The 26,605-nt window shown below is 45.6% G+C and carries 18 protein-coding genes; 9 read left to right on the forward strand and 9 right to left on the reverse strand.

Features of this window, described 5'->3' with window-relative positions:
- Positions 1-11 precede the first annotated feature (11 nt).
- Both CLV82_RS08955 and CLV82_RS08960 read left to right on the forward strand, forming a co-directional pair.
- Entirely contained in the window at positions 12-740 is a 729-nt protein-coding gene (locus CLV82_RS08955) for a carboxylesterase family protein (RefSeq protein ID WP_133643969.1), read from the forward strand.
- Between the two features lie 82 nt (positions 741-822).
- Positions 823-2,934 carry a thioredoxin domain-containing protein gene (locus CLV82_RS08960; RefSeq protein ID WP_133643970.1) on the forward strand — a complete coding sequence of 704 codons (2,112 nt, stop codon included), beginning with the start codon at positions 823-825 and terminating at the stop codon, positions 2,932-2,934.
- Between the two features lie 59 nt (positions 2,935-2,993).
- Here CLV82_RS08960 and CLV82_RS08965 read toward each other — a convergent pair whose 3' ends face one another.
- Positions 2,994-4,682 carry a RagB/SusD family nutrient uptake outer membrane protein gene (locus CLV82_RS08965; protein ID WP_166636691.1) on the reverse strand — a complete coding sequence of 563 codons (1,689 nt, stop codon included), beginning with the start codon at positions 4,680-4,682 and terminating at the stop codon, positions 2,994-2,996.
- Positions 4,683-4,687: 5 nt separating this feature from the next.
- The gene (locus CLV82_RS08970; protein WP_243744177.1) at positions 4,688-7,828 is read right to left on the reverse strand and encodes a SusC/RagA family TonB-linked outer membrane protein; all 3,141 of its coding nucleotides are present in this window, start codon (positions 7,826-7,828) and stop codon (positions 4,688-4,690) included.
- Between the two features lie 303 nt (positions 7,829-8,131).
- On the opposite strand from CLV82_RS08970, the gene CLV82_RS08975 reads away from it, so the two are divergent.
- The 4 genes from CLV82_RS08975 (at position 8,132) to CLV82_RS08990 (ending at position 12,463) form a co-directional block, all read left to right on the forward strand.
- On the forward strand, positions 8,132-9,016 hold the full coding sequence (locus tag CLV82_RS08975) for a helix-turn-helix domain-containing protein (RefSeq protein ID WP_133643971.1): 885 nt from the start codon (positions 8,132-8,134) through the stop codon (positions 9,014-9,016).
- 153 nt (positions 9,017-9,169) lie between these two features.
- Positions 9,170-10,888, forward strand: a complete 1,719-nt coding sequence (locus tag CLV82_RS08980) for a GMC family oxidoreductase (RefSeq protein WP_133643972.1) — start codon at positions 9,170-9,172, stop codon at positions 10,886-10,888.
- 3 nt (positions 10,889-10,891) lie between these two features.
- The gene (locus CLV82_RS08985) at positions 10,892-11,608 is read left to right on the forward strand and encodes a gluconate 2-dehydrogenase subunit 3 family protein (RefSeq protein ID WP_133643973.1); all 717 of its coding nucleotides are present in this window, start codon (positions 10,892-10,894) and stop codon (positions 11,606-11,608) included.
- Between the two features lie 24 nt (positions 11,609-11,632).
- Entirely contained in the window at positions 11,633-12,463 is an 831-nt protein-coding gene (locus CLV82_RS08990) for a sugar phosphate isomerase/epimerase family protein (protein WP_133643974.1), read from the forward strand.
- A gap of 4 nt (positions 12,464-12,467) precedes the next feature.
- On the opposite strand, the gene CLV82_RS08995 is transcribed toward CLV82_RS08990, so the two are convergent.
- The gene (locus tag CLV82_RS08995) at positions 12,468-13,565 is read right to left on the reverse strand and encodes a glycoside hydrolase family 130 protein (RefSeq protein ID WP_133643975.1); all 1,098 of its coding nucleotides are present in this window, start codon (positions 13,563-13,565) and stop codon (positions 12,468-12,470) included.
- A 125-nt stretch (positions 13,566-13,690) separates the two neighbouring features.
- Between CLV82_RS08995 and CLV82_RS09000 the strand changes: the two genes are divergently transcribed.
- Positions 13,691-14,425: a M15 family metallopeptidase gene (locus CLV82_RS09000; protein WP_133643976.1), complete on the forward strand. Its 735-nt coding sequence runs from the start codon at positions 13,691-13,693 to the stop codon at positions 14,423-14,425.
- Positions 14,426-14,435: 10 nt separating this feature from the next.
- On the opposite strand, the gene CLV82_RS09005 is transcribed toward CLV82_RS09000, so the two are convergent.
- The 6 genes from CLV82_RS09005 to tsaD all read right to left on the reverse strand — a co-directional run bounded on the left by CLV82_RS09005 (position 14,436) and on the right by tsaD (position 20,941).
- Positions 14,436-15,794 carry a Gfo/Idh/MocA family protein gene (locus CLV82_RS09005; RefSeq protein ID WP_133643977.1) on the reverse strand — a complete coding sequence of 453 codons (1,359 nt, stop codon included), beginning with the start codon at positions 15,792-15,794 and terminating at the stop codon, positions 14,436-14,438.
- 64 nt (positions 15,795-15,858) lie between these two features.
- Positions 15,859-17,037, reverse strand: a complete 1,179-nt coding sequence (locus tag CLV82_RS09010; protein ID WP_133643978.1) for a THUMP-like domain-containing protein — start codon at positions 17,035-17,037, stop codon at positions 15,859-15,861.
- Positions 17,038-17,046: 9 nt separating this feature from the next.
- The gene (locus CLV82_RS09015; protein WP_133643979.1) at positions 17,047-18,147 is read right to left on the reverse strand and encodes an AI-2E family transporter; all 1,101 of its coding nucleotides are present in this window, start codon (positions 18,145-18,147) and stop codon (positions 17,047-17,049) included.
- A gap of 1 nt (position 18,148) precedes the next feature.
- Positions 18,149-18,790: a DUF4159 domain-containing protein gene (locus CLV82_RS09020; RefSeq protein ID WP_133643980.1), complete on the reverse strand. Its 642-nt coding sequence runs from the start codon at positions 18,788-18,790 to the stop codon at positions 18,149-18,151.
- Positions 18,791-18,896: 106 nt separating this feature from the next.
- Positions 18,897-19,604, reverse strand: a complete 708-nt coding sequence (locus tag CLV82_RS09025; RefSeq protein ID WP_133643981.1) for a 16S rRNA (uracil(1498)-N(3))-methyltransferase — start codon at positions 19,602-19,604, stop codon at positions 18,897-18,899.
- 308 nt (positions 19,605-19,912) lie between these two features.
- Entirely contained in the window at positions 19,913-20,941 is a 1,029-nt protein-coding gene (tsaD, locus tag CLV82_RS09030; protein WP_133643982.1) for a tRNA (adenosine(37)-N6)-threonylcarbamoyltransferase complex transferase subunit TsaD, read from the reverse strand.
- A gap of 70 nt (positions 20,942-21,011) precedes the next feature.
- Here tsaD and CLV82_RS09035 point away from each other — a divergent pair, with 70 nt between their 5' ends.
- Both CLV82_RS09035 and pfkA read left to right on the forward strand, forming a co-directional pair.
- On the forward strand, positions 21,012-25,454 hold the full coding sequence (locus CLV82_RS09035) for a translocation/assembly module TamB domain-containing protein (RefSeq protein WP_243744203.1): 4,443 nt from the start codon (positions 21,012-21,014) through the stop codon (positions 25,452-25,454).
- A 151-nt stretch (positions 25,455-25,605) separates the two neighbouring features.
- A complete protein-coding gene (pfkA, locus tag CLV82_RS09040; RefSeq protein ID WP_133643983.1) occupies positions 25,606-26,592 on the forward strand; it encodes a 6-phosphofructokinase in 987 nt (328 codons plus the stop codon).
- The last annotated feature ends 13 nt before the right edge of the window (positions 26,593-26,605 follow it).

Consider the following 26,605-nt stretch of genomic DNA (forward strand, 5'->3'; position numbering starts at 1 on the left):
GGCAGCAATAGATGAAGTGGATATTAAGGTGTTTTTGTGGAGTTGTGCTGATGTTCAGTAATAGTTGTGCCTCTCAATCCGTATTGATACAGGATGAAGAACAGACAGTGATCAATGAAAAGTTACGATATTATTTATATTACCCTGAAGACTACGAATCTTCCCCTGATGAAAAATTCCCGTTGCTCCTGTTTCTTCACGGAGGTGGGGAATCCGGTGAAGCTTTAGAGAAAGTGAAACTGAACGGGCCTCCAAAGCTGCTGGCGGAAGGTAAAGACTTTCCGTTCCTGATCCTTGCTCCACAGAACCCGCATAAAAGGCAGTGGTGGAACACCCGGGCCGTAATGCAATTGCTTGATACTATTGTCACCAATAATCGTGTAGACCGGAAGAGGATCTACCTGACAGGTCTGAGTCGGGGGGGCAGTGCGGCCTGGGAACTAGCCGTACAGTATCCGACAACTTTTGCAGCAATGGCCGTAGTTTGCGGGATGGCACCTTTGCCCTATGCTTCCTGGATCGATAAAGCAATGCCGATGTGGGTGTTTCACGGGACAGAAGACAAATCCATTCCCTTCTCCGAATCTGAAAATATGGTAAAGAAACTGAGAAGTCTGGGTTACAATGTGAAATTTACAGTATATGAAGGTCTGGGCCACGCGGCCTGGATCCCTGCTTATAAAACTGAAGCCTTGTATGAATGGATGATGGAGCAGGAACGAAATAAGCTACCGGATTAACCTGGCTCAGAGCCTGAGTCCCTCGTCTGTTTGCCACGGAATATTGTATTTTAGCCGCTGACAAAATAATTAGACTGTCCCAATGTTCAGCACTAAAATTTTTATCCCCACGATAATTTGTTTATTCCTGTTATTTGTAGCCTGTAAAGGTGACACTGAAAAACAGGAAAAACACGAGTTTACGAACGAACTGATCAATGAAACCAGTCCGTACCTACTTCAGCATGCACACAATCCTGTGAACTGGCGTCCCTGGAGCGAAGAAGCGCTCGAAGATGCGGCCAAAGAAGATAAACTCGTCCTGGTCAGTATCGGATATTCCTCCTGCCACTGGTGCCATGTCATGGAGGAAGAAACTTTTGAGGACAAAGAGGTGGCCGAGTTGATGAATAAAAATTTTATCAATATTAAGGTCGACCGGGAAGAAAGACCGGATATAGACCAGGTCTATATGACTGCTTTACAGCTTTTGCAAGGTTCCGGGGGGTGGCCGCTTAATGTAATAACACTCCCTGATGGAAAACCCCTATACGGGGGCACTTACCATACCAAGGATGAATGGATGCAGGTTCTCCAGGAGATAAGCAGCCTGTATAAGGATTCTCCCGACCGTGCAAGAGAATATGCAGATAAAGTGGCACAGGGGATACAGGCGGTAAACCTGGTATCTAAACCTGCTTCAAATCAGAATCTTAGCAGCCATTTACTGGATGATATCATTACGGCCTGGCAACCACAATGGGATCTTGAATTCGGGGGACAGAAAGGGCGGCAGAAATTCATGCTTCCCGTGAATTTGTCTTTTCTCCTTCAATATGGTTACCTAGCAGAAAATAATAATGCACTGGCTTTTGTCCGTACCACCATGGACCAGATGGCAAGGGGAGGAGTCTATGATCAGTTAGGCGGTGGATTTTACCGCTACAGTACCGATGATCGCTGGCAGGTGCCCCACTTTGAAAAGATGCTATATGACAATGCCCAACTGCTTGAGCTATATGCGGAAGGATACTCCCTGTATAAGGAAGCGGGTTATGAAAACGTGATACGAGCCACGAGTACTTTCCTGGATCGGGAAATGCGCCACCCGGACGGAGCGTATTATGCGGCCCTGGATGCCGATAGCGAGGGTGAGGAGGGGAAGTTCTATACCTGGCGAACAGATCAGCTGAAAGAGGTTCTTGGTGAATCTTATGATGAATTTGCGACCTATTACGGGATAGAAGGCCGGCAACCCTGGGAAAACAATAGTTATATCCTTACCCGGCCACGTACGGATAGTGCCTATCTGGTAAATAGTCCCTTGGATAAGCAAATTTTAGGGCGGAAGAAAACGGAATGGAAGAAGTTACTTTTGCCCGCGAGGAATAAGAGGGTAAGCCCGGGAGTAGATGACAAGATCATCACCTCCTGGAATGCCCTGTTGATCAGTGGATTTACCAGGGCATACGAGGCCTTGGGTGACCCGCAATATTTGGAGAGGGCCATTGGGATATTTGATTTTCTCCGGGAGCACAACACCAAAGGAGATCAGCTGATCCACACCTATAAAAAGGGTAGTGAGCAGGAGGAGGGATTCCTTGAAGATTATGCCTATATGATCAGTGCATCCCTGGACCTGTATTCCGTAACCACGGAAGAACAGTACCTGGACTATGCCCGCACATTACTTGAAATTTCCGAAAGTAAGTTTTACGATAAGGATGCGGGTTTATTCCGCTTTAAGGATGATAATGAGTTGATCGCCACCATTTACAAAACGGATGATGGGGTATTACCTTCGCCCAATGCTGTCATGGCAGAGAACCTGCTGATCCTCGGGCACCTGGATTACAACAAGAGTTATTTGGAGCGATCTGTGGAAATGCTACAACTGATCCTGCCCCAGCTTAAGCAGTCGCCCGATCTTTATGCAAAATGGAACACTTTACTGTTGCAGACAGTCTACCCGTTTTACGAGGTGGCAGTGGTTGGACCTGATGCTGTCAAGAAACTTAACGAGATGAAGGCCCGGTTCATTCCGAATGCGGTCCTGGTAGGATCTGCTTCAAAGAGCGAACAAGCCTTATTTAAGAACCGCTATGTACCCGGAGAGACCTTTATATATGTATGCAGGGATCATAGTTGCAAGATGCCGGTTACTTCTGTACCTGAGGCGATCAAACTGCTGGATCAGCCGGGAACTTCAGAATAACACCAAAAAAAAATGCGGGGCTTTCGGCCCCGCATTTAATTTTATAATCCTTAGATAAATTAGAATCCTGGATTCTGTGTCAATACTCCACCGCTCAGGTCAATCGCGTTGACCGGGATTGGCAGGAGATCCATTTTAGGCAGGTACGGATTAGCTTTTTGTCCGAAGTTACCTATGGTTCTTGCTTCGTTGGCAATGTACTCGTTGATCACACTCTCTGCTACGCCCCATCTTCTGAGGTCAAATAGTCGGTGTCCTTCCATGGCCAGTTCCAGGCGACGCTCAAAGCGGACTGCTTTCCTGGCAAAAGCCTGGTCGGGGAAAGAAGCATAAGGCTCTATCTGGTAATTGGCTGCAGGAGCTGTCCCGCTTGCATCTTGCACATAAGACATATTCTTCGCCCTGTTCCTTACCTGGTTCACATAGCCAAGAGCTTTAGTCAGGTCGCCATTTTCAACAGCTACCTCTGCGGCCATCAGCAACAGATCTGCATACCTCATAATGTGGTAATTGATCCCGGAATGCTGCTGCCCCCAGGCACCAGTACCCTGGTTAGCTTCTTCACCCGCCTGGTAAACATTCTTCTTAGGCAGGTAAGGTCCTGAGATATCAGCAAAACTGGCACGGATCCAATCTTTTCCTATATGCTCGCCATAACCATTGTAATCTATTCCTCTACGGCCGACGGTATAGTCAAGTCGAGGATCCAGTGGTCCTGCTTCAGGTGTAAACGGATCGGAACTTTCCACCCCGTAATCATTCGCTACATCGCTTTGGTTAAAGGTGTCGAGTAAAGGTAACCCGGAACCGTCTGTCTGGTAAGCATTCACCAGGTCCTGAGTAGGCTGGTAAAAACCACAACAAGAACCGAATGGCCCAGGGTTAGGGAAGTTAAGTGTTCCTCCCCTGTTCCCGTTCAGGGATTGCGCATCGTCTGCTGTGAACTGGATTGCGAAGATAGACTCCGCACTGTTGTCCCCGGCAAGGCTGAAATTATCCAGGTACTCTGCATTCAGGGCGTATGGCCCGTTGTTGATCACGTCTTCAAAAAGAGGACCTGCTGCAGCGTAATCCTGCTGAAATAAATGAACTTTACCCAGGAAAGCCTTTGCAGCCCATGAGGTCGGTTTTCCCACCAAAGACTGTGTGGCAGGAAGGTTATCTACGGCAAACTGGAAATCAGCCTCTATCTCTTCCCAGATCGGGCCTGTGTTAGGCTGGTTGAATTCGGTATTTGCGTAGTTTTCTTCAGAGATATAAGGAACATTCCCATAGATCTTCTGTAGCTCAAAGTTAAAATGCCCCCTGAGGAATCGTGCTTCTGCCAATTGAGAGGAGAAATCTCCGTCTTCAATAGAATTGATAAGCGAGATAACTGCGTTAGCGCGGTTAATACCGGCAAAAAGACCACTCCACTTTCCGAGGAAATAAGGGTTAGAACTCGTCCAGTCATAGGTTTCTATGAGGAAAAGGTCTGCCTGGTCTCCATCTGTACTTCCCTTATGGGCATCATCGGATATCACATCAAACCACCAGTTATCTCCACTTACGGTCCAGTCGGCAGCCGGCTGGTTATTCCGGATACCGTCCAGGGCTGAATAGGCGCCTACAAGCAAGAGGTTGACACCCTGTTCATTCTTAAGGGCGTCGTCACTCAGTGCGCCGACAGCCGGAACTGTGGTAAAGTCGTCATTACAAGCCAATAGGCCCATAAATACACTGACATACATTAATAATCTCTTTTTCATCTTTTTTAGAATTTTGTGTTAATACCTATGGTAAATATCTGGGCCAGAGGATATGTATTCTCATCTATACCCAGGGATAAGTTGTCAAATGTAATGATCTCGGGGTCAAACCCGTCATACCCTGTAATGGTGAACAGGTTGGTACCCTGTACATAAAGACGAAGCATATCCATTCCTATTTTACCGGCAATATCATTATCAAAAGTGTATCCTACCTGTAGATTCTTCAACCTTAAAAAGGATGCGTCTTCCACGAAATAAGAATTGGGTTGTGTCTCTGAATTGGTAATTGTCTGGCTCAGTGCAGGCAGGGTTGCATCCGTATTGCTGGGAGTCCAGGAATCAAGTACCCTTACACTTCGGTTCGAATCGAAGAATGTAGGGAAATCCGTATAGATCTTGTCATAGTTATATACGTCGTTTCCTTGTGATCCCGAGAAGAACAGGGACATGTCAAAGCCGGAGTAATTCAAGGCAACATTCAGACCGTAGGTGAAATCCGGGTGAGGGGAGCCAATATAGGTTCGGTCCTCATCATCGATTGTCCCGTTACCGTCAACATCGCGGTATTCAAATCGTCCCTGGTCTGTGAACCCTATGACCTCTCTTCCGTAGAATTCAGAAATAGACCTTCCTACCTCTGTACGGGTTACAGCCCCGCCCCTGAGGTTGGTACGGCCCACCTGGAAGTCAGCGATCAATTCCCTTACCTCGTTCTTATAGTGCGAGATGTTGGCGGAAATGTTATACTGAAGTCCGTAACTGGTTTCGTTACCATATCCAACAGAAAGGTCAAAACCTGTGTTCCGGATATCTCCAAGGTTTACCAGTGGCGCTGTAGCATCAATGGCAGTAGTACTGATAAGGCTGAAATCTCGTGTGATCAGGTCCTTGGTGTCTTTCTGGTATACTTCGAAAGATACATTAAGGGAGTTGTCCAACATCCCGAGGTCTACCCCGATATTCTTCACTTCACTGGTTTCCCATCTCAGGTTAGGATTACCCACCTGGTTAAGGATGGCCCCTGTAGAAATTGAGCTACCGTCAAGGGAATAATTTGCCAGACCTTCATTCAGGGCAGAAATGTTAATCGTCGGGTTGCTTACGGGCAGGGTCTGGTTTCCGAGCTGTCCATAAGAAGCCTTCAACTTTAACCGGCTTACCCATGCATCCTGAGGGTAGAAATCCTCGTCACTGATGAGCCATCCTGCGCTGAAGGAGGGGAAAATATCACTTTTATTATCCCCGAGGAATCGTGAGGATTCATCCCGACGAACTGTGGCAGTGGCAAAATATTTTCCGGCGTAAGAATAGGTTGCAGTTCCAAAAATGGAGAACAATGCGTTTTCGCCATCATAGGCAAAATCCACATTAGGTGTACCGCTACCATTACTTAACAGGTAGAAGTCGGGAGTCTCGAATAAATACCCGTTCCTCGAGATCTGGCTTCCCTTAGACCTGTCCTGTACAGCTTCTATACCAGCAAGGACATTGATATTGTGGTCTCCGAATGTGTTGACATAATTCGCCGTGTTACTCCAGGTCCAGGAGAAATTATTAAAGGTGAATTCGGTAAGTGTATTGGTGCTCAATGGCTCAACATGTTCAGGGTCAAGAGAAAGGAAAGATCTGTTATTTCCTGATTCTACAGTACCACTGAAGAGAGTTTTAAAGGTCAGGCCTTCGTACAGGTTTGCTGAAAGATAGATATCACCAAATACACGGAATAATTTATTATAGTTATCATCTGCTCTGAGTAGTTGTGCAACAGGGCTCCTGGTATTACTAAGACCCGGACCTCCTGAACCGGCAAGGTTTCCTTCATCGTCGTATACCGGGATCAGCGGGCTCATCCTTAAAGCATCCTGTACGGTGTTCCCGGTAGAACGGTTAGAGAATGATGCATTTAAATGCTCCCCGATGGTTATCCTGTCTCCAAGCTTGAATTCTGAATTTAAGCGGGTGGTTCCTTGTTTGAAACCCGTAGTCAGGAAAATACCTTCACGGTTAAGATAATTGGCAGACATGAAATACTTGCCGTTCTCTCCACCATTCTGTACTGAGAGTGAAAAATTTTGAGTTTGAGCATCCTGGGTTATGGCGTCAACCCAATCTGTTCCTCCGGGACGTACGGTAGCACTAACAGGCTCCCGCGTTATTGGATCATAAGAAACAACCCTTGTGTATCCCTGGAGAGTGTTGGGAACTACAGGTGATGGTCCTGATCCGTATTGCGGATGGGTCACGGTGGCACCGTCATTGGCCAAACTCTGGAAGATCATTTCTCCGTGCTGTTGTGCATTCAGGAGCTCCGGTATATTTGTAGCTCTTGAGATACCGGTGTAGAAGTTAAAGGAAACAATCGCTTCTTCCTGGTTGTAACCTCCACCTTTAGTAGTGATAATCACAACCCCGTTAGAAGCCCTTGCTCCATAGATAGCTGCTGCACCATCCTTCAACACGTTGATCTGGTCTATGTCAGCAGGGTTGATACTGTTAAGTACATTCGAATTATCTGTTTGTACCCCATCGATGATATACAGCGGGTTGGTGTTGTTACTAGTACCAAAACCACGAATATTGATCTTGGGCGCTTCACCAGGGCTACCGGCATTAGTAACAGTTACCCCCGTTACCCTTCCTTCCAGTGCTTCGGAAGCGTTGACAATAGGAGCCTTCGTTGCCTCGGATACATCAACAGAGGCGACAGATCCGGTTACATCTCCCCGGGTCTGGGCAGCATATCCCAGAACAACCACCTCGCTGAGCTGGGCGGCATCTTCAGCCATAGTCACATTAATTACACTTTGTCCGTTTACAGGGATTTCCTGGGGGGTGAAACCGACAAAACTGAAAACAAGGACTGCATCCGAATCAGCTTCAATGGTGAAATTCCCATCAAAATCGGTCTGGGTTCCCTTTGTAGTTCCTTTTACAAGAACGTTCGCTCCTCCAAGAGGAATTCCGTCCCCGTCTGTAACGGTTCCGGTAATGGTTTGTTGGTAGTCGAACTCGGACCTCAGTGCATCAGCAGGATTCGCAAATGCGAAGGCCCCCACCATGAAGAACAAGAAAGACAAAACCGTCAAATAGCTAAAGTTACCACGCACTGATCTCAATGAGTGATAATCACTTCTTTGGTTCATAATCTTGAGTTGTTTAGGTTAGTTATAAATATTCGTATTCTCCTGCATCCCAGTCAACACCCTTACATCTGAAGGTTGAAGAAAAAAAATCCAGGAGAATTCTTATTAATACCTCTAAAATAAGAACTTATTATTAAGACTATCAAAACTATTTTGTCAAATAATTAACATTTTAGTAAACATTGTAAAACGTTAATTGGCATTTTTCAATGGGGAAAATGTGGAATAGTAAGTTAAATTTTGATTAATATTGTTGTTTCACAAGCACATTTTTTGAACCAAACCAAACTTCTCAACTAAGGAATGATCGCCAGTTTCCTCAAGAAAATACACCGTGAAATCACCCCGCTTACCGAAATGGATAGTTTTTATGTCTGTGAAAGGGTAAAGGATTGTTTTGATTACCCCGTCCATTACCATCCGGATTTTGAATTAAATTTTATCAGTGGTGGAAAAGGGGTGAGGAGGGTCATAGGCGATCATATCGAGGAAATCGATAACACCGAACTCGTCCTGGTAGGGCCCAATCTTTTCCATGTGTGGGAACAGCACAATTGTACCCAGAAGAATATACATGAAATAACCATTCAGTTCCCTGAAAACCTATTTCACGACTCATTCCTGCAGCGTAACCTCATGCAGCCAATCCGGAATATGTTAGACAGGTCTGCTCATGGAATTTTGTTCTCTGCCGATGAGATCCGGCACATCATCCCCAGGCTTGAAAAAGTAACGGGCATGACCGGGATGCCATGTTTCCTTGAGTTGATGTGGATCATGCACGAATTGGCCCAGACGCCTAACCAGCGACTGTTATCGACCAACACGGTGAGCCCGGATAATACGGAACAGGGGGATAAGGTCAAATTGTTATATGACTACGTTCACCAGAATTTTTCCTCGAGGATCAGCCTGAACGATATGGCCGATCTTATGAATATGAGCAATGTATCCTTTAACAGGTTCATAAAAAGGAGTACAGGGAAAACCCTTGTGGAGTATGTGAATGAAGTCCGCGTTGGTTATGCCTCCCGCTGGCTGATCGAAAAGGACCTGAGTATATCAGAAATTGCCTTTTCCAGCGGCTTTAACAGTATTGCAAATTTTAACCGGGTATTCAGGAAAATGAAAGGGCAGACCCCGACGGATTTCCGTAACGAATTTTCTAACCTTAAAAAGGTCCTGTAAAATTCCAATTGCTGAAAGAACTTTCACAGCCTTGAACTTTTTTTTTCAATTCTTGCTCTTTTCTGATCATTCTGCAGTTTTAACAGGTATTTGCTATTTTAAATACTTAATTTTCTAAGTCAAATTGTAAATAAACCAAACCAGACTATTCCTATGCAGATTAAAGAACAGGCCAAGGTTTATGATGTTATCATTGTAGGCTCTGGCGCCGGTGGCGGAATGGCCACCAAGGTATTATCAGAGGCTGGCCTTAAAGTTGCCGTAGTGGAAGCAGGTCCGTACTTTGACCCGGCAGATCCCGACCAAATGACCCAGTTAAAATGGCCCTATGAATCCCCCCGCAGAGGCGCCGGGACTGTCCGGCCTTTTGGAGATTTTGATACGGCCTACGGAGGTTGGGAAATAGAAGGGGAACCCTATACCCATAAGGATGGAACTAAATTTGACTGGTTCCGTTCGCATATGCTGGGAGGGAGGACCAATCACTGGGGGCGGATATCCCTGCGTTTCGGGCCTAAGGATTTTAAGCATAAAGATATAGACGGGCTCGGGGATAACTGGCCCATTGGTTACGAAGATGTAAAGCCCTATTATGATAAGGTGGATAAACTCATTGGAGTTTTCGGAACCAATGAAGGTTTGCCGAACGATCCCGATGGTTTTTTCCTGCCACCCCCAAAACCCAGGCTGCACGAACTGTTCTATATAAAAGGAGCCAGGAAATCGAATATCCCGGTCATCCCATCCAGGATGTCCATGCTTACCAAAAAGATCAATAAAGAAAGAGGAGTATGTTTCTACTGCGGGCAATGTTCCCGTGCCTGCCAGGTGTATGCTGATTTTTCCTCGGGTAGCTGCCTGATCTTCCCCGCGCAGAAGAATGGTGGACAAGTAGATCTTTATGTAAACTCGGTTGTGCGTGAAGTCACCACCAATGAAGAAGGAAGGGCTACGGGTGTATCCTATATCAGCAAAGACGACAGGAAAGAATATAAATTAAAGGGCAGGGTAGTGGTACTCGCCGCCTCTGCATGCAGCTCTGCACGTATCCTGCTGAACTCTAAAAGCAGTCAGCATCCCAACGGGCTGGGGAACGGGAGCAATGTGGTTGGGAAATACCTCCACGATTCTACCGGTGCCAGCCGGGCCGGCTTTATACCGGACCTGATGAACCGGAAAATGTATAATGAAGATGGGGTTGGTGGAATGCACGTTTATACTCCCTGGTGGCTGGATAACAAGAACCTGGATTTCCCCAGGGGATACCATATAGAAGTGTGGGGAGGAATGGGAATGCCGGGCTACGGCTTTGGTTTTAACCCGAACGAATTCAACAAGTTCTTTGGCCTGCCCACCGGTGGATACGGGGAAGGCTTAAGGGCAGATGTGAAGAAATATTACGGTTCTGTCATCGGTTTCGGCGGCAGGGGAGAAGCGATCGCGAGGGAGGATAACTATTGTGAAATAGATCCTACCACGGTCGATGAATTCGGGATTCCTGTCCTGCGGTTCCATTACAAGTGGTCCGATTTCGAAAGAAAACAAGCCAAGCATATGCAGGAGACCTTTGAAGAACTCATCCACAATATGGGCGGGGAAGTCCTGGGTGACAGGCCTCCAAAGGAGGAAGATTATGGGTTGCTCACCCCGGGAAGGATCATTCATGAGGTGGGTACCACCAGGATGGGTGACGATCCTAAGAGATCAGTGGTGAATAAGCATCAGCAACTGCACGAAGTGGATAATGTCTTTGTGATGGATGCAGGGCCTTTTGTGTCCCAGGCGGATAAGAACTGTACCTGGACAATCCTGGCGCTGGCTTGGCGCGCATCAGATTACCTTGTCGATCAATTGAAACAACAAAATATTTAAGAAATGGACAGGAGAAAAAGTTTAAAATCTCTATTCCTCGGAACAGTAGCAGGAGGGTTAGCATTACACGGTTGTAAACCTGAGGCCGAAGTGGCCCAGGAAGAATCTGCCATACAGGGTTACTCATATAATTACGGGAGAACACCCAAGGAAAAAGAGCTGATCATGGAACTTGAAGAGGAGGTTTTCTTCAACGAGCATGAGATGGAGACCATAGCCGTATTATGCGCTCTTATCCTGCCAGCTAATGATAAATTTGGCAGTGCCACCGATGCGGGAACCCCTGCCTTCATAGAATTCATGGCTAAAGATATCCCGGAAATGCAGGCTACCCTCAGGGGTGGGCTCATGTGGTTAGATCATAAATCCAATACCGAATACAACCTTGAATTCAAATCGGCAGAAGAAGCCCAGCAAAAACAGCTTTTAGACGCTATTGCCTTCTATGATCCGGAAGTTCCCATGAACGAACAACCCCTGGAAATTCAATTCTTTTCCATGATGCGAAACCTGACGCTGACCGGGTACTATACATCCAAGATGGGGATAGAGGACCTGGGATACCAGGGAAATATGCCCAATGTTTGGGATGGTGTCCCTGAAGATGTACTTGAACAACATGGCGTAGCCTATGACGAGGAATGGATCGCTAAATGTGTGGACCAAAGTAAGCGGGGTGTGATCGCGGAGTGGGACGAAAATGGTAATTTGCTGACCTGATAAGCTAATCTAAATATTAAGGCTATGAAAACATTTGCCCATGCTGCTGTATTCTTATGTATAACCCTTTTTTCCAGCCTGGGATACGCACAGGAGATTGGCTTACAACTTTACAGCCTGAGAGAACAGTTCAAAACAGATGTTGAGGGTACCCTTAAACTGGTCAGTGATTGGGGCATTAAGAGTCTGGAAGGAGGGGATACCTACGGTTTGCCTTTGGATGAATTCCAGGATCTCCTTGAAAAATATGACCTGCAGGTAGTGAGCGTGGGAAGTTCTTTTGAAGAACTCCGGGACAATCCTGCTGCAGCGATCCAAAGAGCGGAAGACTATGACGCCGAGTATATCATGTGTGCGTGGATTCCCCACAAAGACAAGTTCAAGATGGCCGATGCCAAAAGTGCCGTGGAAGTGTTCAACCAGGCCGGGAAGCAGGCTAAAGCCGCAGGTCTGACCCTGGTGTATCACCCGCATGGATATGAATTTGCCAAACACGGGAAGGGTACTCTTTTTGATTTCATGGCTGAGCAGGCGACCGACTTTGATTTTGAAATGGACGTGTACTGGGTGAAACACGGAGGTGAAGACCCTATGGAATTGCTGAACACCTACCCGGACAAATTTAAGCTTATGCACCTGAAAGATATGAAAGCAGGAGTTAAGGGTAATCTTTCCGGTCATGAAGATGTGGAAACCAATGTAACCCTGGGAACCGGCACCATTGATATTGCCGCCCTGGTTCGCAGGGCAGGAGAATTGGGGATTCCTTATCTTTTTATTGAAGATGAATCCTCCAGTGTAGTGCAGCAGGTTCCCAAAAGCCTTGAATTCCTGGGTCAGCTACGGAAAATGTAATCAGTTATAGGCCCTCCGTTTGCTCTGATACGGCTACACCAACCATAGAATCGGCGGTACCATAATAAAGGAACCATTTGCCCTGGTAAAGCACCAGGCCTTCGATAAACGTGGTCCCGGCCTTATACTGTCCCGTGATCTCATGTGGCAGGCTCGGGCAGATAAAGGGTTTTTCCAACCTCTTCATCATTTCTTCCGGGTTTTCCTTGTTAAACAGTACCTGCCCACCGCAATAAGTGCCTTCGGGCACTACAGACCCTGCCCCTTCTCCACTTAAATTTTTGCCATTATAAAGCAGGATAATACCATTATCAGTATATAATGCGGGAGGCCCCGGTTCTACCAGGTGGCTGTCAAAGTCGTTCAGGGTGGGTTTAAACACTTTTAATAAAGTGCCATCCTCTTCCACCATGGGAGTCCAGTTAATTCCATCTTCCGAGGTGGCAAGGTTTACAAAAAGTTCCCCCCAGTACATATGGTACAGACCGTTGATCTTCTTAGCGATAAGTCGCCCGTCGCGAACTTCTGTCACCACAGATCCTGATTTGCTCCAGGTATCCAGGAATTTACCGTTGTAGGCCGATTGAAAGGTCGGGCCATGTTTTTTCCAGTTTTTCAGATCGGGGGAGGTGGCAACTGAAAGTCGGGCCGTATCCTGGTTCCAGCTGGTGTACAGCATCAGGTATTCGCCATTTTCCAATTCTACGACTCTGGGATCTTCGATGCCCCCCGGGTGGTCCCACTTCCTGAATTCATCCTTTTCCGGGTAAAGTACTGGCTCCGGGTATTTTGTGAAGTTAATACCATCGGTACTATAGGCAAGTCCGATCCTGGAAGTCCGCCCCCCAAGAATAGCCTCAGGATCATCTTCAGCCCTGAAAAGCATAAAAACTGTGTCGTTGCGTACAACAGCTCCAGGGTTAAAGACATCTGCCTGCTGCCATTTTACGGAATCCTGCTGAATGGGACAGAAAAATTCATACTGATCATCGGCTTGCATGATCGGGTTTTCAGCCGGTTTTTCAAATCCTTTTAACCAGGGATCCTGCGAGAGAGACATTAATGGTAAAAGAAGGAAGAGAATATATATTTGTCTAAGCATGAGATGTGTTTTTGAAAGTATCTAAAGTTACACCTTGTATTGGAAGAAATCAGGCGAAGTTTAACTTTTCTGTATTTTTACAGGCATCGATACCAATTTTCCTTTTTAATATTCCAGTTTAAAATATGATAAGAGTACTGATCCTTGGTCTGTCACTGTTGATCCTATCCTGTAAAGAGACGACTTCTGAGAAGAAAGTCAGCAGTAAACCTGAGACTAATTTGGCACCTGAAGATAGTTTAAGTGTTGTGTCTAAGCAAGCGGAGGAGGTAAAACTAAAATCTCTCGATAACCTGTCAGACACTACATTTATACGACTTGCAGATTACAGCCGGGATTTTTCCTATGACCTGCGATATGCCACCGAGAATAATTTCATGAAGGAGAAGGTTTATGAATGCGGGGAATGCTATCTGCGGGCAAAAACGGCCAAGGCACTCATGCAAGCCAATGACGAACTTATGAAGAAGGGATATCGCATCCGATTCTTTGACTGTTATCGGCCGCGATCGGTGCAGTACATTATGTGGGAGATCGTACCAAACCCCCAGTACGTAGCAAACCCGGATAAAGGTTCTATTCATAACAGGGGAGGGGCCGTAGATATTACCCTGGAAACTTTGGAGGGCGTAGAAGTGGATATGGGAACCGACTTTGATTATTTTGGCAAGAAGGCATACCATGATAATACAGACCTGCCTGAAAAGATACTGGCTAACCGAAAACTCTTAAAAGAGACTATGGAAAAGTATGGGTTCTGGTCTATCCGCACGGAGTGGTGGCATTATAACCTCGGATCTGCTTCCAGGGATAAGATCGCAGAGTTCGAGTGGGAATGTGATACAGTTCAGGGAGATTGAAAGCTGTTCCTTATAAATAATCTTTGTAACTGGGATGGACCCAGGGAGCCCTGTAGTCCCGGGCCAGTAACCTGGTAGCTTCAGGATCGGATTTCACTAACTTTCTTTCGGGATCATATCGCAAAGGCCTGTCGCATTCCAACGCAATATTCGCCAGGATACAGCTGGCCGAGGAAATATGACCCTCTTGAATGTCCGCGACGGGATCAGTACCCGAATCTATTGAGGCAAGGAAATCTACAAAGTGAAGTCGCGTGGCCGGGGCAGCATGTAATTCCATTCCTTCTTCTTTCAAATCCTCAGGGAATTTATCTTTCTCCAGCAGTGCTTTACCATGGATACGCTTACCTTCTCCTACAGGGATAAACTCGTACTGCATCACACTGGCCTTTAAAGTCCCTTTCTCCCCGTAAAGGATAAAAGCCCAGGGATATTCCGGGTCCGCAGCTGTACCCCAGGTCCTGTGTTGCCAGACACAATTGAGTTCACCGAATTCGAAAATAGCGGTCTGGGTATCCGTTATGTTAGATCGACCATCTTTCTGAACAAAAATACCTCCTGTGGATCTAATCTGATCTGGCCATCCGAGATCCAGCATCCATCGCACAGCATCGAGCATGTGGATACACATATCTCCCATCAGCCCATTGCCGTATTCCATAAATGTACGCCACCAGCGTTTATGCGGTAGTCCGTCAAAAGGACGCATAGGCGCAGGTCCGGTCCACATCTCGTAATCAAAATAATCCGGTACCGGTTGTATTGGAGGATAGCCATTTGCCCTCATATGATAATAGCAGCACATATCAACGTGGGAGATCTTGCCCAGTAAACCCGAATCCACGATAAGCTTTTTTGCTTCTGCAAGGTGTGGAGTACTTCTTCTCTGGGTACCCACCTGCACCTTTTTCCCATAATGGGAAGCGGCGGCTACTAATGCTTCGCCCTCCATAACATCTACGGAAATGGGTTTCTGAAGGTATACATGTGCCCCTGATTCAAGGGCTGCAAGGGCAGTTAAGGTATGCCAGTGGTCCGGGGTGCCGATAAGTACTATGTCCAGGTCTTTCTCTGAGAGCATTTTCCTGAAATCGGTATACAGGCGTGGCCGCCTGCCATTTTCCTGTCGCTGCTGTACAAGGTCTGCGGCTTCAGAGAGTTGCCGCCGGTCTACATCGCAGAGCGAGATAACGTTTATCCTGCATACCTGCATTAAACGGAACAGGTCACTTTTGCCATACCACCCGGTTCCAATCAGCCCGACTCTCAGGGGCTTTGAATTCATCAGTTCGAACCCGTAAGCACCAAAGGAAGAAAGGACAGCCAGTGCAGTGGCACTTTTCATAAATGTTCTTCGGTTGTAATACATAGTTCCGGGTTACAGTACTGGGTTTACTGACTTCAAGATAAGTTTTTCTGCTGTACAGCGGCAGCTATATTTTAGAGCAATTAACAACAAGCAACTTATTATCCGGGTCTTTTGTAAAGAATAGATAGCAATCCCCCCCATCCTTGATTTTCGTCTTTTTACGGATCTGCTGCACACTCTCCGGAAAATTCCTTGTGGTTATATTAGCCTTGGTTATCCCCGTGGCTTTAAGATTTTTCCGGGAGTAGGGGATGACCGAGTTAACGAGGAAACGGCGCCCCGGGAACAATATGAGCTCGTCCGAGGTATAAAGGTGGCTGTGTTCATGTAACTTAAGTAATTTAAAGTCGGTCGCGACCAGTTTAAAAGCCCCGGATTTCATTATGGCCGCATTGGGTTCATACAAGTATTTGCGTGGTTGTCCGTAATCTGGGGAGGCTTCTGCCTCCTTGCCCAACCTGAATTTCCATTCTTCTATAGTATCCCCCTTCAGGTTGATACAGTGTATACCAGTGGTGCCCTGATATCCTGGCCGGATTTCCCATAACAGCTCTTTGACCTCGTTATCCAGAGCCACGATATGTATGGAGGCAACAGCATCAAGCTCATCCATTCCTGTTTTTATGTCCAACAGGGGGGAGGTCTTAACTAACAGGGTTGCTGTTCTTTCTAAAATAGTTTGCAGGTTTTTAGGTACATTTGGCTCACAGTCTGTAAGCAGGAATACCTTGCCCTTAACCTCTGATCGCCTGGAGGGATCTATATAGATAAGGTCGTAATGCTCGCGGTTCTCTTTTAAATAACCTAAACCATCTTTGCAGTGAGTTGTAATGTTGCGGGCTTCCAGCTGCTTAAAATTATGCGTCGCTATACTGCAGAGTTCAAGGTTCCTTTCACAATAATCTAATTTATCGGCATCCCGGGCGAGATAAAAGCTATCGACACCAAACCCGCCTGTCATATCCAGGACCTTCCCTGCTTTGACTATAGAGGCTTTGTAAGCCGCGGTCTGCTCCGAAGAGGTCTGTTCTATATTTATTTTTTTAGGATAATAGATACCCTCTGTATGGTACCACCTAGGGAGTTTGTGTCTGCATTTCTGTTTAGAAGCCAGTTGTTCTGCAATTTCACGTCCCTCAACTCCGGGGATTTCAGGGGGATTCAGGGCGATTTTGGTTGGATCCTCGTCGAGGTGTGTATTGATAAAATCCTGTACCCGGGTATTTAAAACAGCGAGGTTCAAATCAGGTATTTACAGGTTATGGGTTAACTTCTTTACGATATGGTTATCCGCCATAAATTCTTTAAGAATGACCTTCAGCATGGTGTAACCCGGAACGGCCACGATCATTCCGACCACCCCGAAAATTATTCCAGCAATTATGATCACCAGGAATATCTCCAGCGGATGAGATTTAACGCTGTTCGAAAAAATAAAGGGTTGGGAGAAGAAATTGTCTATAAGCTGGCCAATGGTAAGTCCGATCAGGACATAGCCGGTTTTAGGGAGAATAACGGTATTAAAATCATACCCCAGGTTGCTGGTCATGGTCAGGAAAACCATTATGATCCCGCCTATGATCGGCCCTACATATGGAATGATATTGAATAGTGCACATAGGAAAGCGATCACTATTGCATTTTCTATTCCCACTAGAAGCAATACAACCGTATAAATGGCGAACAGTATAAACAATTGCAATAACAAACCCACGAAATACCTGGAGAGTAAAGCTTTTATACTGTCTATGGATTTGACAACCTTGGTTTTACTCCCATCCGGAACAAAAACCAGGATGGCATTCTGGAAGAGTTTACTGTCTTTCAGGAAGAAAAAAGTGATGAATAATACCGAGAACAGACCAATGCTGAAGGAGCTGAGAATGTCGAGAAAAGAATTTAAAATGTTTGGGATGAATTCGACGTTCAGTCCCTGGAGTACATTATTTTCCAGTTTTGAGTCCTTGATTAATTCATTTACTGTTTCCGGGGTGGCCCCGAAAAGGAAAGTGAATTCCCTGTAAATAGCATCCAGGCTTTCCTGAAGATCTTCGATATTCAGCAGGGAAAGGTTCTTGCCTTGTTCTGTGATCAGGGGAACAAAGAGCGCTATCAGTCCCCCGATCATAAGCAGCATAAGCAGCATGGTTACGGCAACCGCTATGGTATTCGGAAAACGTAGCTTCCTTCTTAGGGTAAGAACTACAGGTCTTCCTATAAGGGCCAGCACCACGGCAATGGCAACATAGGCGATGACCGCACTGACGAGGTACAGAAAATGAAAGAGCAGATAGACTCCTGCAACTATAGCAACAGCTTGTACAATTCCTTTGGTAATATCGTTATAAGTCATATTAGTTCTTAAAGGCGTATTGGATAATATTAGCTCCCATTTGTAAGGCCTTGGTCCTTACTTCTTCGGGATCGTTGTGTACAGCCTGGTCTTCCCAACCATCACCCAAATCTGTCTCAAATGTAAAAAGTACCATCAATCGGTCTTCATTAAAAATACCCAGGGCTTGCGGGCGTTTGTTATCGTGTTCATGGATCTTCGGAAGTCCCTTGGGGAAATTATAGGCCTGGTTAAAAATAGGATGATCAACACCCACTTCGGTCAGGTCCCGGTCAGGAAATATTTTGACCAGTTCTTTCCGCAGGTAAGGCTCCATCCCATAATTGTCATCAATATGGAGAAAACCACCGGAAAGAAGGTATGTCCGGAGATTCTCAGCTTCTTCCCGTGAGAAAAATACATTGCCATGCCCGGTCATATGAATCCAGGGATAGGAAAACAATTCCGGGCTCCCCACTTCTACGGTCCTGGGTTTAGGATTAATTGTAGTGCCGATATTGCTGTTACAGAATGCTATCAGGTTAGGCAGGGCAGTAGGATTGGCGTACCAATCCCCGCCACCCTTGTATTTCAGGATAGCTATTTCTTGTGCGACACAAACTGTACAACACAGCAATAACGATAAGGTTAAGAATATCCTCATTTTTGGTAAAGCTAGTACCAAATGTAAGAATTCTCGGGAGTATTGGACCCGGGAGTCCAGAGATTTAGTCTCGTTTAAAACCGGGAGTGCTTTACGTGGCTTGGGATTAAATAGTATTCGCTAAGGTTACCGTGGTACATCCCACTATGGCTGCGGTTTCTGTGCGGAGTCGCGAGTCACCCAGGGATACAGGGATAAATTGTTCCTGGTAAGCTTTTTTAATCTCTGTGGAAGTAAAATCACCTTCCGGTCCTATGAGTAAAGTAATATTTGTGTCGGGCGCCACCCGTCTTTTCATGTCCATCTTTTCGTCATCTTCGCAATGAGCGATAAAGCGCAGCCCTTCGTGTTCATTTTTTATAAATTCCTCGAAAGAAGTAGGTTCATTCAGTTTTGGGAGGTAAACCCTCTGGCTCTGCTTCATCGCATTCAGTATCACCTTTTCCATCCTTTCGGTTTTTATCGATGTTCTCTCAGAGCGTTCACAGATCAATGGGGTGATTTCATCTACCCCTATTTCTGTCACTTTTTCAAGGAACCATTCGTACCGGTTATTGTTTTTGGTAGGTGCCACGGCCAGGTGCAACCGGTAGCGCCTGGGGTATTTTTTCTGATGATCCAATACTTTAACCCTGCATTTGTTATGATCCGCAACTTCTATACTCGCCTTAAACAGGTAGCCCTTACCATTGGTGATGTATAGGGTGTCACCTTCTTTCTTTCGCAGTACTTTGACAATATGTTTGCTCTCTTCGCGATCAAATTGAAATTGCTCATTTTCTTCGGTCAGATCAGGATTATAAAATAACTGCATAGGTTTGTTCTAAGGTTAAGCTTCATTCAGTCTTCCCCGGGCATGTTCCGGGTCAAGCGTAATAAAACAATGAATCTTTTCACTAGTGGTTATCCCACCACGTGATACGAATATAATTTGTTTCAACGGTTTTGAAGTAAAATTCATTTGTCTTATATGAGCTTCGGCCAGGAGGATGGGAATTTTTTTACTCGTGTCATAAGATCCTTTTTACGAGGCTACCAGCCATTTTACTTTATAGAGAAATGCAACACCCTCAAATATTTCTTTGTCGAAAGTGACCCTCATTAGCTCTTAGGAAGGCCCGGTTAAGATCCCAGGGCGAAACGTGCTTTGGGACTGACACCCTGGTCTGTAAAAGATCCTTCCATAAATTTTAAATAGCCCACGATGCCTATCATGGCGGCATTGTCCGTACAATATTCGAACTTCGGAATATAGGTCTTCCACCCGTATTTTTTATTCGCCTCCGTAAGCGCCTTCCTGATCCCGGAATTTGCAGAAACCCCGCCCCCTATGGCAACTTGTTTTATTCCGGTCTGCTTTGATGCAAGCTTTAATTTATCCATCAGGATATTAATGATGGTATACTGCATGGAAGCACAGATATCATCTATGTTTTCAGCAATAAAGTCCGGGTTAGCAGCCGTTTCTTTCTGAATAAAATAAAGGATACTGGTTTTTAGCCCGCTAAAACTGAAATTTAGCCCCTCTACCTTTGGTTTGGGGAACTTAAATGCCTTCGGGTTTCCTTTCTTTGCATGGGCATCGATCAGGGGTCCCCCGGGATAGGGTAGTCCGAGAAGTTTTGCACTTTTATCAAAAGCCTCTCCTACGGCATCATCCAAAGTCTCGCCAAGGATTTCCATGTCAAAATAATCGTTCACTTTTACGATCTGGGTGTGACCTCCACTGATGGTCATCGCAAGAAATGGAAAGCCGGGCATGCTTTGTTCTTCATCCTTAATGAAGTGCGCAAGGATATGGGCTTCCATGTGATTTACTTCTATCAGGGGAATGCCTAATCCCTGAGCAAGTGACTTGGCAAAAGAGGTTCCGACGAGCAGTGATCCCATCAGTCCGGGACCACGTGTAAAAGCTATGGCAGATAATTGTTTTTTGTCGATATTTGCTTTGGCCAAGGCACGGTCTACCACCGGTACAATATTCTGTTGGTGCGCCCTTGAGGCTAGTTCCGGTACAACACCGCCGTATTCCTCATGAATTTTCTGCGTGGCCACCACGTTGCTTAACTTCCTGTTATTGTGCAAAACGGCTGCCGAGGTATCGTCACAGGAAGATTCAATGGCAAGGATGTAAATATTAGAATTTTCCACGTTTTTGGAATAAAAATTGGTGTACAAAGGTAAAACATAAAGCACTATCAGAAAACTAGGTAAAATATTGTTGAGGACCCTCCTGGTGCTTATACTCATATGCGTTCTGGGTACACTCATCCTTTCCCTGCCCTTTGTGCAGACCAGGTTGGCCAAATACGCCACGGATTCGATCAACGGACAATATGGTACCAATATCAACATAGATAAGTTAAAGCTCTCGTTATTGAGCTGGGACACCACCCTAAAGGGCGTATACATCGAAGATTACCGCAAGGACACCTTGTTTTATATCCGGGATATTTCTACATCTGTTCTCCATATGGGGAACCTGGTCAAGGGCCGGTTAGAATTCGGTGATATAGAAGTGAATGGCCTGAATTTTAAGCTGAAGACGTACCAGGGAGAGACCAATACCAACCTGAATGTCTTTATTGAAAAACTGGATGACAAACAGCCCAGGCCCCCGGGCACTCCCCCTTTCTTTTTTTCAACAGGCCTGGTAAATATCAACAACAGTAAGTTTCGGCTTCTCGATGAGAACCTGGAACGAGAACAGGTGCTCTATTTCAGGGACCTGAATATAACGGCCAATGACTTTGTGATAGTCGGACCAAAAGTACAGGCGGATATCGATGACATGTCTTTTAAAAGTACAAGGGAGTTAGAAGTACGACAGTTGCGGACGGCGTTCCAGTATACAAAGGAGCAAATGCGGTTTGATTCGCTTCACCTTGAAACCGGGGAAAGCGTTTTTAAGGGAAACCTCGTCTTTAATTATCAACGGGAGGATTTCCAGGATTTTATGAATAAAGTACAGCTGGAAGCCGAATTTGTGGAATCTACAGTTGCTTTTGATGAGATCAATAAACTTTACGACCAGTTTGGAAAGGACAAATCGGTGACCTTTTCTTCACAGCTCAGCGGCACCCTCAACGATCTCACCGTTAATGATCTTTACCTGAATTCTGATAATACAGGTATTCGGGGCGACTTCAATTTCAAAAATCTGTTCATAAAAGAAGAACCATTTGTTCTAAAGGCAGATATCAGGAATATCACGACCAGCTATTACCAGCTTAGAGCATTATTACCTAATATACTGGGAACATCACTGCCGTCCTCTTTTAATAATCTGGGGCAATTCACGATCAGGGGAGACGCTACCGTGACAGAATCCTCTATTGATTCCAGGGTGAACTTAACCACTGCAATTGGGGATAGTTACGCGGATCTGAACCTGACCAATATTAATAATATTGACAATGCCGCATACGAGGGCTTTATTTCCCTGATGAACTTTGATCTGGGTGCTTTCCTTAATGATCCTAAACTGGGGACCGCCTCTATGGACCTTAATGTGGAAGGGAAAGGATTTGTAAAGAAGACCTTGAATACAGAGGTCATCGGTGAGGTTTACCATATTAACTTCAATAAATACAAGTATGAGAATGTAAATGTTTCAGGGATATTGAAGGATCAGCTCTTTGATGGTTCCCTGGTAGCTAATGACCCCAACCTGCAGATGAGTTTTACTGGTTTGGCCGACTTTGGAAGTGCGGTCAACACATTTAATTTCAGGGCCGATGTTAACTATGCGGATTTCAGGAAGCTCAACTTTATTAATGACAGTATTTCCGTTTTCAAAGGAAATGTCAATATGGATGTCAAAGGAAGTAATCTTGATAATATCGTTGGTGAAGTGAAATTCACCGAGACTAGTTACCAAAATGTCAACGACACGTATTATTTTGATGATTTCCAGGTGACCTCTTCCTTTGGACCGGATTCCCTGCGGACCATTGATATCAATTCTCCGGATATCATTACCGGTTATATGCGTGGTAATTTCAAGGTGAACGAATTAGGGAAGCTGGTACAGAATTCAGTTGGTAGTATCTATACCAATTACCGGCCGTATAAAATTTCCGAAGGACAGAAACTGGCATTCAATTTCAATATTTACAACAAGATCGTAGAAGTGTTTTTCCCTGAAGTGGAATTTGGCCCAAATACTTTCATCCGGGGTAATATCATCGCTGACGAAGGCGATTTTAAACTTAATTTTAAATCACCCTCCATCAAGGCATTTGGCAATGAGCTGGACAGTATCGATGTGAAAATTGACAACAAGAACCCGCTTTTCAACACCTTCGTTTCTGTGGCGGATGTCATGACCCCATATTATAATGCCAAGGATTTTAACCTGATCAACACCACGCTGAAAGACACCCTCTTTTTCCGGACCGAATTTAAGGGTGGGAGCGAATACAATGACAGCTACAACCTGAATTTCTACCACACCTTTAATCAGGAGAAAAAATCGGTCATTGGTTTGAAACGGTCAGAAATTAGTTTCAAAGATCACACCTGGGTATTGAACAAGGAAGGGAACCAGCAGAACAAGGTCATCCTGAACAGAACCCTGGACAGTATCCGGATCGAGGAGATCGTTATGAATAATAACGAGGAGCAGATCAAATTAAGAGGAGAGATCGCGGATTCTACATATAAGGACCTGGAGATGGAATTCAGGATCGTTTCCCTGCAGAAAATTACGCCAACCCTGGATAGTCTTAACCTTGAGGGAGAGATCACAGGTAACCTCAATATTTTACAGAAAGACAATATTTACCTGCCCTCCAGTAACCTGAATATTTCAGATTTTGGAGTGAACGGTATCCGGTTGGGCGATATGAGTATTGGGATCGTAGGGAACCGGGATCTCACGGATTTTGTTGTTAATACGCAGATCACCGAGAATGGCATTGAAAAATTCAGTGTGATTGGGAATGTCCTAAACCAGGGAGAGATCCCGGAAGCATCATTATTAGTGAACTTCAGGGATTTCCAGTTAGAACCTTTCAGTCCCCTGGGCGAAGGCGTGATCACCAATATCCGGGGTAGGCTCAATGGTAGCGCCCAGGTGGCCGGGCGATTAGACAATCCTGACATCAGCGGCTTACTGACGCTGAACAACGCGGGGATCGCCATCCCTTATCTGAACGTCGATTATGATTTTGGACCGAATTCCACCGTGCGCCTTTTTAACCAGTCATTCGATTTTCAGAACGTCCAGCTTACAGACATAGCCTTCCAGACCCATGCGGTACTTGATGGTACTATCACCCACGATTTTTGGGGGGATTGGGAGCTCGATTTTGATGTAGATACCGAGGGTGACCGCTTTTTGATCCTCAACACGGAGTTCGAGGAGGAAGTACTCTATTACGGGACCGGGTTTGTAAACGGGACTGGAGCCATTTTTGGCCCTACCCGGGCACTGAATATTACCTTTGACGGGGCTACAGCCCGTGGTAGTTCTCTGAAGATCCCTATTAGCGATGTAGCATCCGTCGGGGATTATTCGTTTATCAATTTCATCGAGAAAGGAGTAGTGGCTGAGGAGGAATCAGAACGCGTATTGAAAGAATACCAGGGATTAGACCTGGAATTTGACCTGGTAGTTACTCCTGATGCAGAGGTGGAGATCATCGTTGATCCCAAGACCGGAAGTTCTCTCAAAGGTACAGGGGAGGGAATTCTCCTGATCCAGATCAATACCAATGGCACCTTCAATATGTATGGTGATTTCGTTGCAGTCAGTGGTCGATATAACTATAAATTCGGGGGAGTGATCGATAAGACATTTATCGTTCAACCCGGGGGTACCATTTCCTGGACAGGGGACCCCCTCGGCGCACAACTACAGATGGAAGCGGTGTATTCACTCAATGCGAACCCTGCTCCGCTGTTAGATAATTCCGGTTATTCGCGCCGGATTCCAACCGAGGTTGTGGTACAGCTAACGGGTGAACTTGAACAGCCGACCATCGATTTTAATATTGATTTCCCCGGAACCAGCTCAATAGTAAAATCAGAATTACAATATCGTCTGCAGGATCCGACAGTAGAAGAACGGAATGCAATTTTCCTGTTGGCACAGGGAACTTTTGTGAATGATAATTCCGGTTTAAGCGGACAGGCCGTAATAGGAAATGCTATCCAGACCGCCTCTGGTCTGCTGAATTCGGTGTTGAGCGGCAGCAATGATAAGTTCGATTTCGGCGTGTCTTATGAACAGGGATACCTTGATCCTAATGATGTACAGACCGAAGACCGGATAGGTGTGACTGTTTCCACTCAGATCAGTGACAGGGTTTTATTTAACGGGCGTTTCGGGGTACCAGTTGGAGGGGTTACCGAGACCGTGGTAGCCGGGGACGTGGAAGTACAGGTGTTGTTGAATGAACAGGGTACTTTAAGGGCCAAGATATTTAACAGGGAAAACGAGATCCGGCAGTTCCTGGCAGATGACCAGGGCTATACCCAGGGAGTGGGACTTTCTTACGAGGTCGATTTCAACAGTTTCCGATCCCTTATCCGGAAAGTATTGGGACAGAACGATAGACCTAAGCCACAACCAAAGCCTGATAATGAGACTCCAACAACGGTTATGGGCAATGATAGCCTGATAAGAGTCTATCCCAAGCAGAAAACCAGGCTTCCCTGATCGCTGCACATTGAACCATTGTTGCATTTTTCACAACTTAAAGGAAAATTTATTAACGATAACGTTATCGTTTGCCAGCTTTGCCTGAAATAGAGAAGGAAATCAATGCTTTTTGGTAGAAGTTTCTTAAATTCGCAGTTCGATTTTTTTTATGGCAGGAAAGATTAAAAAAATAGCAGTATTCACTTCGGGAGGAGATTCCCCCGGCATGAATGCGGCCATTCGGAGCGTAGTCAGGACATGTGCATACCTGAAAGTAGAATGTCTGGCGATCTACCGTGGTTACCAGGGAATGATAGAAGGAGATTTTGTACCGATGGACGCGCGAAGCGTAAACAACATCATTAATAAAGGTGGGACCATCCTGAAATCAGCCCGATGTGATGAATTCCGTACCAAGGAAGGAAGGCAAAAGGCTTATGACCAGCTGGTCGCAGCCGATGTAGACGCTTTCGTTGTGATTGGAGGAGATGGGAGTTTCAGGGGAGCGCAGATATTTAACGAGGAATTCGGATTCCCTGTTATGGGTATTCCGGGGACCATTGATAATGATATATTCGGAACACGATTTACCCTTGGCTTCGATACCGCTTTGAATACCGTGGTAGAAGCTATCGATAAGATCCGTGATACTGCAAGCTCGCATAACCGGTTGTTCTTCGTCGAGGTGATGGGACGAGATGTAGGTCATATAGCCCTGAACGCCGGAGTTGGTGCAGGGGCTGAGGAAGTTTTGATCCCTGAACTGGATCTTGGATTGGAACGTTTACTGGAATCGCTTAAGAGAAGTAAGAAATCGGGTAAATCTTCTAGTATCGTGGTCGTTGCGGAGGGAGACAAAACCGGTAAAAACGTATTTGAACTCAAGGAATACGTGGAAAGCCATTTGCCAATATATGATGTCAGGGTCTCAGTACTCGGACATATGCAGCGCGGTGGTTCACCATCATGCTTTGACAGGGTATTGGCGAGCAGAATGGGGGTGAAGGCCGTGGAGACCCTGTTGGAAGGAAAATCGAACCTGATGGTAGGAATTATCGATAACGAGATCGTTCTTACACCCATCAGTGAAGCTATAAAAGGACATACAAAAATTGATCATGAACTTATTCGGGTATCCGATATCATGACCACATAAAAACATTAATTAA

The organism is Zeaxanthinibacter enoshimensis, assembly GCF_004362865.1.
GTDB classification, from domain to species: Bacteria; Bacteroidota; Bacteroidia; order Flavobacteriales; family Flavobacteriaceae; genus Zeaxanthinibacter; species Zeaxanthinibacter enoshimensis.

Coding starts and splice junctions, on each gene's coding strand:
- CLV82_RS08955 (WP_133643969.1), top strand. CDS start 12: ATGAAGTGGATATTAAGGTGTTTTTGTGGAGTTGTGCTGATGTTCAGT.
- CLV82_RS08960 (WP_133643970.1), top strand. CDS start 823: ATGTTCAGCACTAAAATTTTTATCCCCACGATAATTTGTTTATTCCTG.
- CLV82_RS08965 (WP_166636691.1), bottom strand. CDS start 4,682: ATGAAAAAGAGATTATTAATGTATGTCAGTGTATTTATGGGCCTATTG.
- CLV82_RS08970 (WP_243744177.1), bottom strand. CDS start 7,828: ATGAACCAAAGAAGTGATTATCACTCATTGAGATCAGTGCGTGGTAAC.
- CLV82_RS08975 (WP_133643971.1), top strand. CDS start 8,132: ATGATCGCCAGTTTCCTCAAGAAAATACACCGTGAAATCACCCCGCTT.
- CLV82_RS08980 (WP_133643972.1), top strand. CDS start 9,170: ATGCAGATTAAAGAACAGGCCAAGGTTTATGATGTTATCATTGTAGGC.
- CLV82_RS08985 (WP_133643973.1), top strand. CDS start 10,892: ATGGACAGGAGAAAAAGTTTAAAATCTCTATTCCTCGGAACAGTAGCA.
- CLV82_RS08990 (WP_133643974.1), top strand. CDS start 11,633: ATGAAAACATTTGCCCATGCTGCTGTATTCTTATGTATAACCCTTTTT.
- CLV82_RS08995 (WP_133643975.1), bottom strand. CDS start 13,565: ATGCTTAGACAAATATATATTCTCTTCCTTCTTTTACCATTAATGTCT.
- CLV82_RS09000 (WP_133643976.1), top strand. CDS start 13,691: ATGATAAGAGTACTGATCCTTGGTCTGTCACTGTTGATCCTATCCTGT.
- CLV82_RS09005 (WP_133643977.1), bottom strand. CDS start 15,794: ATGTATTACAACCGAAGAACATTTATGAAAAGTGCCACTGCACTGGCT.
- CLV82_RS09015 (WP_133643979.1), bottom strand. CDS start 18,147: ATGACTTATAACGATATTACCAAAGGAATTGTACAAGCTGTTGCTATA.
- CLV82_RS09020 (WP_133643980.1), bottom strand. CDS start 18,790: ATGAGGATATTCTTAACCTTATCGTTATTGCTGTGTTGTACAGTTTGT.
- CLV82_RS09025 (WP_133643981.1), bottom strand. CDS start 19,604: ATGCAGTTATTTTATAATCCTGATCTGACCGAAGAAAATGAGCAATTT.
- pfkA (WP_133643983.1), top strand. CDS start 25,606: ATGGCAGGAAAGATTAAAAAAATAGCAGTATTCACTTCGGGAGGAGAT.